This is a genomic window from Mesorhizobium sp. L-2-11 (assembly GCF_016756595.1).
In the GTDB taxonomy this organism is placed as follows: Bacteria; Pseudomonadota; Alphaproteobacteria; order Rhizobiales; family Rhizobiaceae; genus Mesorhizobium.
The window spans coordinates 2999215-3015093 of the sequence record NZ_AP023257.1; the positions used below are offsets into that span (position 1 = coordinate 2999215).

12 protein-coding genes are annotated in these 15879 nt (G+C 63.5%); all 12 read left to right on the forward strand.

Features of this window, described 5'->3' with window-relative positions:
• Nucleotide 1: 1 nt before the first annotated feature.
• The 12 genes from murG to JG739_RS14405 all read left to right on the forward strand — a co-directional run bounded on the left by murG (nt 2) and on the right by JG739_RS14405 (nt 15788).
• The gene (gene murG, locus JG739_RS14350) at nt 2-1129 is read left to right on the forward strand and encodes an undecaprenyldiphospho-muramoylpentapeptide beta-N-acetylglucosaminyltransferase (protein ID WP_202367012.1); all 1128 of its coding nucleotides are present in this window, start codon (nt 2-4) and stop codon (nt 1127-1129) included.
• On the forward strand, nt 1126-2532 hold the full coding sequence (gene murC, locus JG739_RS14355) for a UDP-N-acetylmuramate--L-alanine ligase (protein WP_202367013.1): 1407 nt from the start codon (nt 1126-1128) through the stop codon (nt 2530-2532). The genes murG and murC overlap by 4 nt, the downstream gene beginning before the upstream one ends.
• On the forward strand, nt 2529-3494 hold the full coding sequence (gene murB / locus JG739_RS14360; protein ID WP_202367014.1) for a UDP-N-acetylmuramate dehydrogenase: 966 nt from the start codon (nt 2529-2531) through the stop codon (nt 3492-3494). Before murC ends, murB begins: the two co-directional genes overlap by 4 nt.
• A 304-nt stretch (nt 3495-3798) precedes the next feature.
• The gene (locus JG739_RS14365; protein ID WP_202367015.1) at nt 3799-4725 is read left to right on the forward strand and encodes a D-alanine--D-alanine ligase; all 927 of its coding nucleotides are present in this window, start codon (nt 3799-3801) and stop codon (nt 4723-4725) included.
• Nucleotides 4713-5654, forward strand: coding sequence for a cell division protein FtsQ/DivIB (locus tag JG739_RS14370; RefSeq protein ID WP_202367016.1), 942 nt, complete (start codon nt 4713-4715; stop codon nt 5652-5654). The genes JG739_RS14365 and JG739_RS14370 overlap by 13 nt, the downstream gene beginning before the upstream one ends.
• Entirely contained in the window at nt 5651-6958 is a 1308-nt protein-coding gene (gene ftsA, locus JG739_RS14375; RefSeq protein ID WP_023798744.1) for a cell division protein FtsA, read from the forward strand. Before JG739_RS14370 ends, ftsA begins: the two co-directional genes overlap by 4 nt.
• Nucleotides 6959-7025: 67 nt before the next feature.
• Complete coding sequence (gene ftsZ, locus JG739_RS14380; protein ID WP_202367017.1) at nt 7026-8684, forward strand: cell division protein FtsZ; 1659 nt, start codon at nt 7026-7028, stop codon at nt 8682-8684.
• 273 nt (nt 8685-8957) lie between these two features.
• Nucleotides 8958-9905 carry a UDP-3-O-acyl-N-acetylglucosamine deacetylase gene (gene lpxC / locus JG739_RS14385; RefSeq protein WP_202367018.1) on the forward strand — a complete coding sequence of 316 codons (948 nt, stop codon included), beginning with the start codon at nt 8958-8960 and terminating at the stop codon, nt 9903-9905.
• Nucleotides 9906-10120: 215 nt separating this feature from the next.
• On the forward strand, nt 10121-10990 hold the full coding sequence (locus tag JG739_RS14390; RefSeq protein WP_202367019.1) for an outer membrane protein assembly factor BamD: 870 nt from the start codon (nt 10121-10123) through the stop codon (nt 10988-10990).
• Between the two features lie 13 nt (nt 10991-11003).
• A complete protein-coding gene (recN, locus tag JG739_RS14395; RefSeq protein WP_202367020.1) occupies nt 11004-12674 on the forward strand; it encodes a DNA repair protein RecN in 1671 nt (556 codons plus the stop codon).
• Between the two features lie 217 nt (nt 12675-12891).
• Entirely contained in the window at nt 12892-15096 is a 2205-nt protein-coding gene (gene ligA / locus JG739_RS14400) for an NAD-dependent DNA ligase LigA (protein WP_202367021.1), read from the forward strand.
• Nucleotides 15096-15788, forward strand: a complete 693-nt coding sequence (locus JG739_RS14405; RefSeq protein ID WP_202367467.1) for a DUF2461 domain-containing protein — start codon at nt 15096-15098, stop codon at nt 15786-15788. The genes ligA and JG739_RS14405 overlap by 1 nt, the downstream gene beginning before the upstream one ends.
• The last annotated feature ends 91 nt before the right edge of the window (nt 15789-15879 follow it).

Consider the following 15879-nt stretch of genomic DNA (forward strand, 5'->3'; position numbering starts at 1 on the left):
AATGTCGAGGGGCGCGATCCTTCTGGCGGCCGGCGGCACGGGCGGGCATCTCTTCCCGGCCGAGGCGCTGGCGCATGAGCTGCACCAGCGTGGCTGGACAGTGCACCTCGCCACCGACGATCGTGCCGAGCGTTTTGCCGGCCAGTTCCCGGCCGCTTGCATTCATCCGATCCAGTCGGCGACCATCGGCTCGAAAAATCCTTTCGCTTTGCTCGCCGCCTTCTGGAAGATATGGGGCGGCGTGCGGCAGGCATCGGCGGTGATCGGCCGGGTCAAGCCGGCCGTCGTGGTCGGTTTCGGCGGCTATCCGACGCTGCCGCCGCTCTATGCGGCGACGCGACGCAAGGTGCCGACGCTGATTCACGAGCAGAACGCGGTGATGGGGCGCGCCAACCGGGCGCTCGCCGGCCGTGTCGATGCCATCGCCGGCGGGTTTTTGCCACAAGATTCAAGCGCTGCAGGCGCCAGGACGGTGACGACCGGCAATCCGGTCAGGCCGCAAGTGCTGGAGGCGGCAAAGACGCCCTATGCGGCGTCGACCAGGAACCAGCCGTTCCGCTTTCTGGTGTTCGGCGGCAGCCAGGGCGCACAGTTCTTTTCCGATGCGGTGCCGGCGGCGGTTCGACAGCTTTCCGATGCACAACGCAAGCGGCTTGATATCACCCAGCAGGCGCGTGCCGACGACGTCGAGCGGGTGAAGGCGGCCTATGCCGCCCTTGGCGTCGCGGCTGAGGTGTCGCCGTTCTTCACCGACATGGCGGCGCGCATGGCTGCGGCGCATCTGGTGATGTCGCGGTCCGGCGCATCGACCGTATCGGAAATCGCGGTGATCGGCCGGCCGGCGCTGCTGGTGCCCTATCCGCATGCGCTCGACCACGACCAGGCGGCCAATGCCGCGGCATTGGCCGCGGCAGGCGGCGCCGAAGTGCATCCGCAATCGACGCTTTCGTCCGAGCGCATCGCCGCGCTGGTCGGAACGCTGATGGACGATCCGGAGCGGCTGGCCACAATGGCAGCGGCGGCCAAATCGGCCGGAAAACCGGACGCGGCACGGTTGCTCGCCGATCTGACAGAGGCTATTGCGTCGAAGAAAAGCGTATCGGAATTCAGGAAGGAGACGCACGCATGAAGATGCCGCAGACGATCGGCCTCGTGCATTTCATCGGCATCGGCGGCATCGGCATGAGCGGCATCGCCGAGGTGCTGCATAATCTCGGCTACCAGGTGCAAGGGTCCGACCAAGCCGACAGCGCCAATGTGCAGCGGCTGCGCGACAAGGGCATCGAGTGCTTTGTCGGTCATCATGCCGACAATATCGGCGATGCCGAAGTGGTCGTCGTCTCGACGGCGATCAAGAAATCCAATCCGGAGCTGAAGGCGGCACGCGAGAAACTGCTTCCCGTCGTGCGTCGCGCCGAGATGCTGGCGGAACTGATGCGCTTCCGGCAGGCGGTGGCCATCGGCGGCACGCATGGCAAGACGACGACGACCTCGATGGTGGCGACGCTGCTCGAAGCCGGCGGCCTCGATCCGACCGTGATCAATGGCGGCATCATCAACGCCTATGGCACCAACGCCCGCATGGGCGATGGCGAATGGATGGTGGTGGAGGCCGATGAGAGCGACGGCACGTTCCTGAAGCTGCCGGCCGAGATCGCCGTCGTCACCAACATCGATCCCGAGCATCTCGACCATTACGGCTCATTCGACAAGGTGCGCGAGGCCTTTCGCCAGTTCGTCGAAAACGTGCCGTTCTACGGCTTCGGCGTCATGTGCACCGACCATCCGGAGGTGCAGGCGCTGGTCAGCCGCATCGAGGACCGGCGCGTCATCACCTATGGCGAGAACGCACAGGCCGACGTGCGTTTCATCAATCACCGCATGGATGGCCCGACCTCAGAATTCGATGTGGTGATCCGCGACCGCAAGACCCGCGGCCAATCGACGATTTCAGGCCTGCGCCTGCCGATGCCCGGCCGTCACAACGTCGCCAATGCGACCGCAGCGATCGCCGTCGCGCATGAGCTCGGCCTTTCGGCCGAGGCGATCAAGAAGGGCCTGTCGTCCTTCGCCGGCGTCAAGCGGCGCTTTACGCCCACCGGTTCGTGGAACGGCATCGATGTGTTCGACGACTACGGCCACCATCCGGTCGAGATCACAGCGGTTCTGAAGGCGGCGCGCGACGCCACCCAGGGCCGCGTCATCGCCATTGCCCAGCCGCACCGCTTCACCCGGCTGCATGATCTGTTCGACGAGTTCTCGGTCTGCTTCAACGATGCCGACACGGTGATGGTGGCGCCGGTCTATGCGGCAGGCGAAGAGCCGATCGACGGGGTGACGTCAGAGGCATTGGTGTCGCGCATCCGCTCCGGCGGCCATCGCGACGCGCGCTACATCGAAGGCCCGGCGGCGATTGCGCCTGTTATCCGCGACCTGGCCAAGCCAGGCGATTTCATCGTCTTCCTCGGCGCCGGCAACATCACCCAATGGGCCTATGCGCTGCCCAGGGAACTCGGCGGGACGGCCTCATGACGCGCGGCCAGGCGTTGATCGACAAGCTTGGCGTCCGGCTTGCCGGCCTGCGCGGTCGCATCACGCCGAATGCTGAGATGGACAAGATAACCTGGTTCCGCGCCGGCGGGCTGGCCGACGCACTGTTCCAGCCGGCCGACGAAGACGATCTCGCTGCGTTCCTGAGAGCAGTGCCCGAAGAGATACCGCTGACCACCGTCGGTATCGGCTCGAACCTGCTTGTCCGTGACGGCGGTATTGCGGGCTTCGTCATCCGGCTTTCGGCCAAGGGCTTTGGCGAAGCCGAAGTGGTTGCGCCGACCACAATCAAGGCGGGCGCGGCCACGCCCGACAAACGCCTTGCCGCTGTCGCCTATCAGGCTGGCATAGGCGGCTTTGAGTTTTACCACGGCATTCCGGGCGCCATCGGCGGTGCGCTGAGGATGAATGCCGGCGCCAATGGCGTCGAGACGCGCGAGCGCGTTGTCGAGGTGCGCGCGCTCGACCGCAAGGGCAATGTGCATACGCTGAGCAACGCCGACATGGGCTACGCCTATCGCCATTCGGCAGCACCTGCCGGGCTGATCTTCACATCGGCGGTGTTCGAGGGCGTTTTGGCAGACAAGGCCGCGATCAAGGCGGCAATGGACGCCGTCCAGCACCATCGCGAGACCGTGCAGCCGATCCGCGAAAAGACCGGCGGCTCGACCTTCAAGAATCCGGAAGGCACCTCGGCATGGAAGGAGATCGACAGAGCGGGCTGTCGGGGGCTGATGATCGGCGGCGCGCAGATGTCTCCGATGCATTGCAACTTCATGATCAACACGGGAACGGCGACCGGCTACGATCTTGAATATCTTGGCGAGACGGTGCGCACGCGCGTGCTCGAACGGTCGGGCATCCGGCTGCATTGGGAAATCAAGCGCATCGGCAAATTCCGGCCTGGGCACGAGGTCCAGGAATTCCTCGGACAGTTGCTATGAGGACTCAACAACACAGTTTTCGCTGCCGTTTTTGCGGAAAGTGAATCTCGCGGAATCGTAAGGACTTGCCAGCGATTCAACTCTCTGATTCTCTGCCCTGAAGCGTTTCCTGATTTGAGTCGTTTCGACGCGTCACCAGCGTTTTTCCGTCAGGGGCAGCCTGCCGGGAGACTAGGGGGACTCGATGTTGCAGAAATCATGAGAGCAGGGACTGCTCCGAGCGTTTGAGTGTATGGCCCTTTTCCGGGCGTGTGAGATGCAGACCCGCAGTGAAAGGGCCCGCCGTGAGAGGGAATGACGGGAAATGAAAAGCAAGCACGTGGCCGTCCTTCTGGGTGGATTCTCGTCCGAGCGGCCCGTGTCCTTGTCTTCGGGGAAAGCCTGTGCCGATGCGCTCGAGACGGAAGGCTACCAGGTCACTCGCGTCGACGTCTCGCGCGATGTTGGATCGGTGCTGGCTGAGCTCAAGCCTGATGTTGTCTTCAATGCGCTGCATGGTCCTTTCGGCGAGGACGGCACCATCCAGGGCATCCTCGAATATCTTGCCATCCCCTACACCCATTCCGGCGTTCTCGCCTCGGCGCTTGCCATGAACAAGGAACAGGCCAAGAAGATCGCCAGGTCCGTCGGGATTCCGGTCGCCGAATCGAAAGTGGTCAATCGCTTCGCCATCCAGAACAGGCACACGATGAAGCCGCCCTACGTCGTCAAGCCGGTCAATGAGGGGTCGAGCTTCGGCGTCGTCATCGTGCACGAAGGGCAGTCGCATCCGCCGCAGGTCATCGGTTCGTCCGACTGGAAGTATGGCGATACCGTCATGGTGGAGCGCTATGTGCACGGGCGGGAGTTGACCTGCGCGGTGATGGGCGATGTGGCGCTCGGCGTCTGCGAGATCATCCCGACCGGCCATTCCTTCTACGACTATGATTCAAAATACGTCGCGGGCGGATCAAAACACGAATGCCCTGCAAAAATTTCACCGAATATTTACCAAAAAATACAGACACTGACGCTCAGGGCTCACCAAGCTATCGGCTGCCGGGGCGTTTCCCGGTCGGACTTCCGTTATGATGATCGACACTCCGAGAACGGCGAAATTGTCTGGCTCGAGGTCAACACTCAGCCGGGCATGACGCCGACATCCTTGGTGCCTGAGATCGCCGCGCAGGCGGGGCACTCGTTCGGCGATTTGTTGAGTTGGATGGTGGAGGACGCTTCGTGTCTGCGTTGAGGTGGGGACAGGGCAAGGGGAAGGGCGCGGCCGGGCCGACGCTGTTCGGTGTGTCGTTGTCGTTCGACCATTTCGTGCTGCCGCGCCTGCTTCGCCGGCCGGCGCGCATGCTGGCGCGTCTGGGCGAGGACGACTTCGAAGTGCCGCCGTTTTCCGCAGCCGTGCTGTCGGCGGCGCTGCTCGTATCGGGCAGTGCCTATGGCGCCTATCTCGGCGGGCATGTCGACGCCATCGTCCAGGGCATTACCGCCCGCTCCGGCTTTGCCGTCGACCAGATCAAGGTCGTCGGCAATCGCGCAACCTCCGAGATCGATATTCTCGACAGGATGCAACTCGATGGCTGGACCTCGCTGATCGGCTTCGATGCCGAAGCGGCGCGGGAACGCATCGCCACGCTGCCCTGGGTCGAGGTTGCGGCGGTGCGCAAGGTCTATCCGCACATGCTGGAGGTGCGCATCGAGGAGCGTGAGCCCTTTGCGCTCTGGCAGCAGGGCAGCGAGCTTTCGGTAATCGAGCGCTCCGGCGCCGTGATCGCGCCATTCTCCGGCGGCAAGCAGTCGCTGCTGCCGCTGATCGTCGGCACCGGCGCCCCGGCCAAGGCGCCGGATTTCCTGGCCAGGATCAAGAAATATCCAGAGCTTGCCGCACGGGTCAAAGGCTATATCCGCATCGGCGAACGGCGTTGGGACCTGAAGCTCGAAAACGGCATCACGGTCAAGCTTCCCGAGGATGGCGAGGACCGGGCGATCGCCGATCTGGTCAGGATGGACCGAGAGAACGGGCTTTTGACGCGCGATATCGCCGCCGTCGACATGCGCCTTTCCGATCGCCTCGTCGTCCAGTTGACGCCGGAGGCGGCGACGCAGCGTCAGGCCGCTCTCAATGAAAAGCCGAAAATGCCGAAGCGCAAGCCGGAGACGAAGATATGAGCTGGCTTGGCGGCAACAGCGATGCCTCGTCGCGCCGGTCCGGCATCATGACGGTGCTGGATGTCGGCTCGAGCAAGGTCTGCTGCGTGGTGGCCAAGCTCAAGCCGCGCGAGGACGGCATGCTGCTGCGCGGGCGCTCGCATCGCATACAGGTGATCGGCATCGGCCACCAGAAATCGCAAGGCGTGAAATCGGGTGTCGTCATCGATCTCGACAGGGCCGAGCACGCCATCCGCCTTGCCGTCGATGCCGCCGAGCGAATGGCCGGGCTGACCGTCGATTCGCTGATCGTCAACATGACGGCCGGCCGACTGAAGAGCGAAAGCTTCTCGGCAACCATCAACCTTGGCGGCCATGAGGCCGACGAGGCCGACATTAAGCGCGTGCTTGCCGCCGGCGCCAAGCAGGCGCTGCGAGCCGAACGCGAAGTGATCCATTCGCTTCCCGTCGGCTTTTCGCTGGACGCCGAGCGCGGCGTGCGTGATCCGCGCGGCATGGTCGGCGACCAGCTCGGCGTTGACATGCACGTGCTGACGGGTGACGCGGCACCGTTGCGCAATCTGGAGCTTTGCATCAACCGTTCGCACCTGTCGGTCGAGCGCATGGTGGCGACGCCCTATGCCAGCGGGCTTGCCGCACTGGTCGACGACGAGCTCGAAATGGGCGCAGCCTGCATCGACATGGGCGGCGGCACCACGACGATCTCGATGTTTTCGGAAGGCAAGTTCGTTCATGGCGACGCCATCGCCATCGGCGGCAACCACGTCACGCTGGACATGGCCAAGGGCCTGTCAACCTCGCTCGATGCCGCCGAGAGGCTGAAAGTGATGCATGGCTCGGCGCTGCCCGGCAGTGCCGACGACCGCGACCTGGTCTCGATACAGCCGATCGGCGAGGATGGCGAGGTGCCGCTTCAGATCCCGCGTTCGGTGATGACGCGTATCATCCGGGCGCGCATCGACGAGACGCTGGAACTGTTGCGCGACCGGCTGAACAGGTCCGGCTACGGCAACGCCGCCGGCAAGCGCGTCGTGCTGACCGGCGGCGCCAGCCAGCTTTCCGGCCTGCCTGAGGCAGCGCGCCGCATTCTCGGACGCAATGTGCGCATCGGCCGTCCGCTCGGTGTAGCGGGCTTGCCGGAGGCGGCCAAGGGGCCGGCTTTCTCGACGCCGGTCGGGCTTCTGATCTACCCGCAGATGGCGAATTTCGAGAGCCATCCGGCGAAAGGAATTTCTGGTCTCAGGATGACCGGAACAGGCGGAAAACTGCATCGGATGAGTCAGTGGTTGAGAGACAGTTTTTAAATTGACGGGGACAGCCCCATAGGCGGCCGCAGCGGCGAAGCGGCGGGAAAGGCAAAGGACGGAGACAATGACCATCAATCTGCAAAAGCCGGACATCACCGAGCTGAAGCCGCGTATCACCGTGTTCGGTGTCGGCGGCGGCGGCGGCAATGCCGTCAACAACATGATCACCGCCGGCTTGCGCGGCGTCGAGTTCGTGGTGGCCAATACCGATGCGCAGGCGCTGACCATGTCCAAGGCGGATCGCCTGATCCAGCTCGGCGCGCATGTCACCGAGGGCCTGGGTGCGGGGTCGCAGCCGGAAGTCGGACGCGCCGCGGCGGAGGAATGCATCGACGAGATCGTCGATCATCTCTCCAACACCCATATGTGCTTCGTCACTGCCGGCATGGGCGGCGGCACCGGTACGGGGGCCGCGCCGGTCGTTGCACGTGCCGCGCGCGAGAAGGGGATTCTCACCGTCGGTGTCGTCACCAAGCCGTTCCATTTCGAAGGCCAGCGCCGCATGAAGACGGCGGACCTGGGTATCGAGGAATTGCAGAAATGCGTTGATACCCTCATCGTCATCCCCAACCAGAACCTGTTCCGGCTGGCCAATGACAAGACGACCTTTGCCGACGCTTTCGCCATGGCCGACCAGGTGCTCTATTCCGGCGTCGCCTGCATCACCGACCTGATGGTCAAGGAAGGGCTGATCAACCTCGACTTCGCCGACGTCCGCTCGGTCATGCGCGAGATGGGCAAGGCGATGATGGGGACGGGTGAAGCTTCCGGCGAGGGTCGCGCCATGGCCGCCGCCGAAGCCGCGATCGCCAACCCGCTGCTCGACGAGACCTCGATGAAGGGCGCCAAGGGGCTGTTGATCTCGATCACCGGCGGCCGCGACCTGACCCTGTTCGAAGTCGACGAGGCGGCGACCCGAATTCGCGAGGAGGTCGACCAGGAAGCCAACATCATCCTGGGTGCGACGTTCGACGAGGATCTCGAAGGCGTCATCCGTGTCTCGGTGGTTGCTACCGGCATCGACAAATCGGCAGCAGAAATCGCTGCCGCGCCGATCGCCATCCGCACGACTCCGCCAAAGCCGGTCAGCCGCCCGGCCGCTCCGGTCACGGAAAGCCGCCCAGTGCCTGTCCAGCAGGGAGGCTATGAGCCGCGCGCCGCCGATCCTGTCGCCGAGGCAATCCAGCTCGCCGAGGCGAATGCGGCGGCGATGGCGCGTCCCGCGCCGGCCCCCCAGGCAGAAGATTTCCGCCCGCAGAGCAAGATCTTCCAGGCGCCGCCGGCCCAGCCGCAGCCGATGCTGCAGCCAATGGTTCAGCAAGCGATGCAGCCCGCGCCGCAGCGTGAAATGCTTCAGCCGGCAGCGCCCCAGCGCATGCCGCGCGTCGAGGACTTTCCGCCGGTGGTGAAAGCCGAGGTGGAAGCCAAAAGCCGCCCGGCCGACCACGAGAACAGCGGACCGATGGGACTGCTCAAGCGCCTGACCAACGGCCTTACCCGTCGCGAAGAAGAGCCCGCACGGCTGCAGCCGGCGCAGCCGCGCGAGCCGAAACTGCGCCAGGCGGCACCCGAAGTGCGCCGCCTTGCCAGCCAGGATCCGCAGCTTTACGCGCCGCGCCGCGGCCAGTTGGACGACCAGGGCCGGCTGACGCCGCAGAGCCGGGCTGTCCAGGAAGACGATCAGCTGGAGATTCCGGCATTCCTTCGCCGCCAGGCCAACTGACCTGTTAACGGACCGTAACAGTTATTAACAGGCAGACAAGAAATTGTTTGCCCGTTAATGATAAAAGTGCCTGTAAAACAAGGAGTTAGGAGACCGCATCCGCTTCGGATCGCGGTTACATAGAGTAAGAAACCGTGATTTGGAGACTTCCTGCCGGACCACTATCTTCGCCGCGATCAATTTCGGTTTGCTGGGATTCGGGGAAGTGGCCCTGCCTGCCGATCAAAGAGCCGCGCCCTTGGGCTTATGAAGCGGACGTAGGCAGTATGGGCTATGGGGTTTGTTTTGCACGACTATCAGACGACACTTAGATCGCGTGCGACGCTGACGGGCACCGGTGTTCACAGCGGCAATTCTGTTACCGTTCATTTCCTGCCGGCAGACGCTGATACGGGTGTCGTGTTCCAGCTTTCGAATGGAAGTGAAGTCCGGGAATTCCGTGCGCTGGTTTCCGAGGTCGGCGCCACCGATCTGTGCACCATGCTCGGCGATCCGGCAGGCGAGCACATCGCCACGGTCGAACATCTGATGGCCACGGTTTTCGGGCTCGGCATCGACAATATCGCCATTGAGATCGACGGCCGTGAGGTTCCGATCCTCGACGGCAGCGCCATGGCGTTCGTCGAGGCCATCGACCAGGCGGGCATCGATACGCTGCCGATCAAGCGCCGCTACATCCGGGTGGTCAAGCCGGTTCGCATCGAGAACGGTGCCTCCTGGGCGGAATTCAGGCCCTATGACGGCACGCGCTTCGAAATCGAGATCGATTTCGAAAGCCCGGCGATCGGCCGTCAGCTCTTCGCATCCGACATGAATGCCGACATTTTTCGCCGCGATATCGCGCGGGCCCGCACCTTTGGTTTCATGAAGGACGTCGAGCGGCTGTGGGCAGCCGGCTATGCGCTCGGCTCCTCGCTGGAAAACTCGCTGGTGATCGGCGACGACAACCGCGTGATCAACATCGGAGGCTTGCGCTATCCCAACGAATTCGTGCGCCACAAGACGATGGACGCCATGGGCGATCTGGCGCTGGCCGGCGCCCGGTTCATTGGCTGCTTCCGTTCCTATCGCGGCGGCCACAGGCTGAATGCGGCAGCGCTGCGCCGCCTTTTGTCGGACCGTTCGGCGTTCGAGATCGTCGAGACGACACGCCGGGAGCGCGGTCGCACCGTCGAAAAGAGCGCTGTCTATGCACCTGTCTACGCGCCCTGGATGATCTGAATCTTAACGTTTTTCGGGTTTTATGGCCGCCGGCCTGTGTTGCATGAATGCACCATCGGCCGGCGAAATCACGCAAGTGTGCAGGCTGCGCCAGGCTGCCACAAAAATGTGCGATTGGCCGGAGATAGCGTTGTCGGGCACGTCGATTATGGTTATGCCTGCTGCCCCAGAGCGAAATGACGACTGAAATGACGCCGAAAGGGCGGAATCCAATCATGTTCTTCAAGCGAATTGGTCTATCGAAAGCGCCGCATCGGGCTGTTTTCCTGGCGCTTTCGGTGGTTGTTCCATCGCTGTTCCTGTCGGCCTGCATGTCGTCCGAAAAGGATGTCGACCTGTCGACCTATGTCGAGCAGACCGAGCCGGCAGACGTTCTCTACAATCAGGGCCTCGCCAATCTGAATGCCGGGCGCCTGCAGGAGGCGAGCCGCAAGTTCGGTGCGGTCGACCGCCAGCATCCCTATTCCGAATACGCCCGCAAATCGATGGTGATGGGCGCCTTTGCCGACTATCGCCAGGGCAACTACACCGAGGCGATCGGTTCGGCCAAGCGCTATCTCACGCTCTATCCGTCGACCGACGACGCGGCCTATGCCCAGTACATCATCGGGCTCAGTTATTACCGGCAGATCAGGGATGTCACCCAGGACCAGAAGGAAGCGCGTCAGACCGTGCAGACGATGCAGGATCTGGTGACGCGCTGGCCCGATTCCGAATATGTCGACGACGCCAGGGAAAAGATCCGGTTCGCCAACGACCAGCTCGCCGGCAAGGAGATGCAGATCGGCCGCTATTATCTCGAGCGCCGTGAATACATCGCCGCCGTCAAGCGGTTCCGCGTCGTGGTGGAGACCTATTCCAACACGCGCCATGTCGAGGAAGCGCTCGCGCGCCTTACTGAAACCTATTATGCGATGGGGCTGACATCGGAAGCGCAGACTGCCGCTGCCGTGCTCGGCACCAACTATCCCGACAGCGTGTGGTACAAGGATTCCTACAAGCTCCTGCAGACTGGTGGGCTCGAGCCGCGCGAGAATGCGGGCTCGTGGATCGCCAAGGCCGGGAAGCTGATCACCGGCGCCTGAGCGGCGCGTCACCATGCTTTCCAGACTGTCGATCCGCGATATCGTTCTGATCGAGAAGCTGGACATCGATTTCTCGTCCGGTCTTTCGGTGCTGACCGGCGAAACCGGTGCTGGAAAATCCATCCTGCTCGACGCGCTGTCGCTGGCGCTTGGCGCCCGCGGCGACGCCTCGCTGGTGCGACATGGCGCGGCACAGGGCCAGGTCATTGCCGTGTTCGACGTGCCGCGCAACCATCCTGCCCGCATGCTGCTTGCCGACAACGCCATCGACGACGATGGCGACATCATCCTGCGCCGCGTGCAGACGGCGGACGGCCGTACCCGCGTCTTCGTCAACGACCAGCCTTCCAGCGTGACACTGATGCGCGATGTCGGCCACGCGCTGGTCGAAATCCACGGCCAGCATGACGAGCGTGCCCTGGTCGATCCCGGCGCCCACCGCGAATTGCTCGACAGTTTTGGCGGTCATCTCGGCGCTGTGCGGGCGACCGGCGAGGCATGGCGGTACTGGCGGGCCTGCGAGCAGGAGCTTTCGCGACACCGCGCCAAGGTGGAAGCGGCGGCCCGTGAGGCCGACTATCTGCGCGCCGCGGTCGCCGAATTGACGAAGCTCGACCCCCAGCCAGGCGAGGAAGCCGACCTTGCCGAGTTGCGCGCCTCGATGATGCGGGCGGAAAAGATCGCCTCGGAAATCCACGATGCGCAAGATGTGCTCTCGGGCCCGTCTTCGCCCCTGCCGCAACTGGCCAGCCTGTTGCGGCGGCTGCAGCGCAAGGTGACCGAGGCGCCCGGCCTGCTCGACGACGTGGTCAAATCGCTCGATGAGGCGATGCTGTCGCTCGACGCAGCGCAATCGGGGGTGGAGGCGGCACTTCGCGCCACCGAATACGATCCGCGGCGGCTGGAACAGGCCGAGGAGCGGCTGTTTTCGCTGCGCGCCGCCTCACGCAAGCACAGTGTGGCGGTCGATGATCTGGCGCAATTGCGCGACACGATGGCCGCCGACCTCGCCGATCTCGACGCCGGCGAGGAGCGCCTGCACGGGCTGCAGAAGCAAGCCGCCGCGGCGCGCGAGACCTATGACATTGCCGCAGCACAGCTTTCGTCGCTTCGCCATGCGGCGGCGGTCGGATTGACCAAGGCGGTGATGGCCGAGTTGCCGGCGCTGAAGCTCGAACGGGCGGCCTTCATCGTCGAGATGGCAAGCGAGGCCGAGAACCGCATGGAAGACGGCATCGATCAGGTCGAGTTCTGGGTGCGCACCAATCCCGGCACAAGACCGGGCCCGATGATGAAAGTCGCCTCCGGTGGCGAACTTTCGCGGTTCCTGCTGGCGCTGAAGGTGGCGCTGGCCGACCGCGGCTCGGCGCCGACCTTGGTCTTCGATGAAATCGACACCGGCGTTGGCGGCGCGGTAGCCGACGCCATCGGCCAAAGGCTGGCGCGGCTATCAAAACGCGTGCAGGTGCTTTCGGTTACGCACGCGCCGCAAGTAGCGGCACGCGCGGCGACGCATTTCCTGATCTCCAAATCCGGCGGCGCCGATCGTGTCGCCACCGGCATTGCCGAGATGGATCGGGCGGCGCGCCAGGAAGAGATCGCGCGGATGCTTGCCGGAGCGACCATCACCGACGAGGCGCGTGCGGCCGCCGAGCGGCTGCTTCGCGAAAACACCGCAGCATAGCGGAGCTCATGCTCGGCGTTGTGGATCGAGTCAGGATGTGGCTCCATCCTGCTGTTCAGGAATGATTTTCTCAAGATCCTGATCTAATGTGGCGCGCCACCGCTGCAGCGTCGCGCGTCCTTTCGGACGCGCAAAGGACGCTGTAGCAATTTGATTTTTTCGCATGAACCTTCCGAAGATCGTTCGATCTTCGGGGTCATGCGCCAGGGAGCACTACATGGCCGAAAAACCAGTCGATTCGCTCAGCGAAAGCGAGGCCGCAAGCGAGTTGAAGCGGCTGGCGGCGGAGATCGCCGAGCACGACCGGCGCTACCACACCGAGGATGCGCCGACCATTTCGGATGCCGAATACGACGCGCTGACGCGGCGCAACCTCGCCATCGAACAGCGGTTTCCGGCGCTGGTGCGAGAGGACTCGCCGTCGCGCCGAGTGGGCGCTCCCCCGGCAGAAGGCTTTGCCAAGGTGCGCCATGCGGTGCCAATGCTGAGCCTCGCCAAAGCCTATACCGACCAGGACGTTGCTGACTTCATCGAACGTGGTCGGCGGTTCTTTGACCGCGACAAGAATCTGGACATTGCCTTCACGGCTGAACCGAAGATAGACGGGCTGTCGGCTTCCCTGCGCTATGAAGGCGGTGTGTTCGTGCAGGGAGCAACGCGCGGCAACGGCGCCGTTGGGGAGGACATCACCGCCAATCTCAGGACAATCACCGACATCCCCAAGCACCTGAAAGGCTCAGGCTGGCCTGATATCATCGAGATACGAGGTGAGGTCTACATGACCTATGCGGAATTCAAGGCGTTGAAGGAACGGTCGGCAGCGGTCGGCGGCCAGGACTACGTCAATCCGCGCAACACTGCGGCTGGTTCCCTGCGCCAGAAGGATCCATCCGTTACCGCCAGCCGCAATCTCAAGTTCTTTGCCTACGCCTGGGGCTATACGTCAGAAGATCCCGCTCCGACTCAATATGATTCAGTGCAAAAATTCGCGGAGTGGGGATTCAAGATCAGTCCGCTGATGGTCCGGGCAAAGTCGGTCGAGGAACTGGTCGCCCACTATCACCTAATCGAGGCCCAGCGCTCATCGCTTGGCTACGACATCGACGGCGTCGTCTACAAGATCGACCAGTTGGAATTGCAGCGGAGATGGGGCTTCGTCACCGGCGAACCACGCTGGGCCATCGCCCACAAATTTCCGGCTGAGCAGGCGATGACGACCGTGCTTAGGATCGACATTCAAGTCGGCCGTACCGGCACGCTGGCGCCCGTTGCACGGCTAGCGCCCGTCACCGTTGGCGGCGTGGTGGTCGAAAATGTCACGCTTCACAACGAGGACTACATCAAGGGTCTGGACAGCAACGGCCAGCCGATCCGCGACGGCTGTGACATACGTATCGGCGACACAGTCGTGATTCAACGGGCAGGGGACGTCATTCCGCAGATCGTCAGCGTCGTCATCGACAAGCGTCCGCCCGATGCCGTGCCTTACGAATTCCCGCACACCTGTCCGATCTGTGGCTCACCCGCAACGCGCGAGATCAACGAGAAGACCGGCAAGGAAGATTCCCGCCGACGCTGCACCGGCGAACTGATCTGCCCTGCGCAGGCCGTGGAAGGATTGCGCCACTTTGTGTCACGCGGCGCCTTGGATATCGAAGGCCTGGGCGCCGAAAACATAGACCTGTTCTTCAATGCGGGATTGATCAAGACAGCCGCCGATATCTTCACTCTCCGGGATCGCCGTCCCGCCGTCACCAGGGCGCTGGCTGAGCGGCGCGAGGAGCAGGCCAGGCAGCGCGAGGCCGCATCGGGCAAGACGCGCAAGAATGTACGCGGTGTCGAGGAGCGCAACTACGAAGGCCTCGACAAGCTCTTCGATGCCATCGACGCTCGCCGCGAACCCGAACTGGATCGCTTCATCTTCGCGCTGGGCATCCGCCATATCGGCGAAACGACGGCCGCTGTGCTTGCCCGAACCTTCTCGACCATCGAGGAGTTGATCCGCATCGGCAAGGAGACCGCAGCGGCGGCCGATCCACACACCGTTTTCCCATCGATCAACGGCATCGGCGACACGGTGATAGGCGCGCTCCGCGATTTCTTCGGCAATGAGCGTAACGACGACGTGCTTGATGCGCTGCTCGCACAGGTCCACCCGAAGCCGTACATTGTCAACGTCTCAGCCGACAGCGTGGTTGCCGGCAAGACAATCGTATTCACGGGCACGCTGGAAAAGATGACACGCTCCGAGGCCAAGGCGATGGCTGAACGTCTCGGCGCGAAGGTCGCGGGCTCGGTTTCCGCGAAGACCGATCTGGTCGTGGCCGGACCGGGTGCGGGATCCAAGCTGAAGCTTGCCACCGAACTCGACATCGAGGTGATCGATGAAGACGCTTGGTTGCAGCGGATCGGCAAGGCGTGATGGAAGGCGCGTTCAGCGGTTTCGGCCAAAAGGCCATTGCCTTCCTCAAGGCGCTCGATTTTCACCAGAGCCGGGAGTGGTTTCTGGAAAACCGCGACCTCTTCGAAAGCGAGTTGCGCGAGCCCTTTGGCGATCTGGTCGAAACGCTCTCCGAGCGCTTCGCGGCGGTAGGGCTGGGTTTGCGCGGCGATCGCAAGAAGTCGCTGTTCCGGATCAATCGCGACGTGCGTTTCGCCAGGGACAAGCGGCCCTACAACCGGCATCTGTCGGCAATCCTCTCGCCTGACGGCACCAAGATGGAACAGGGCGTGTTCTTCGTCCATATCGGGCTTGAGCGCTGCTTTGCCGGCGTCGCCTGGTGGCAGCCCGGGCCGGCACTGCTTTTGGCGATGCGTAACGCCATCGCGACGCGGCCGGGTGAATTCCGGGCGCTGATCGAGGCGTTGAAGCAAAACGGTCTCGAACTCGATGCGGAAGGTTGCATGAAGCGCGCGCCACGCGGCTTCGAGCATGTCACGGTGGCCGATCTCGCGGCGGCCATCCGCAACCGGCATTTCGCCGTCCGGTATGAAATCGACCCTGCGGGAATCCACGGGCCGGCGCTGGTCGACGAGCTCATCGATTTCGCCTTGCGGGCCAAGCCGCTGCTCGACTGGGGCAGGACGATCGAAGCCAAGGTCGCGGTGGACTGAGCACCTGGCCGAACGCGCGCCTGAACCTGCGGCGAGGGATCATTTCCGCTGATGGTTGGCTCAAGCGAATTGGTGTGACAAGGCTGACAGC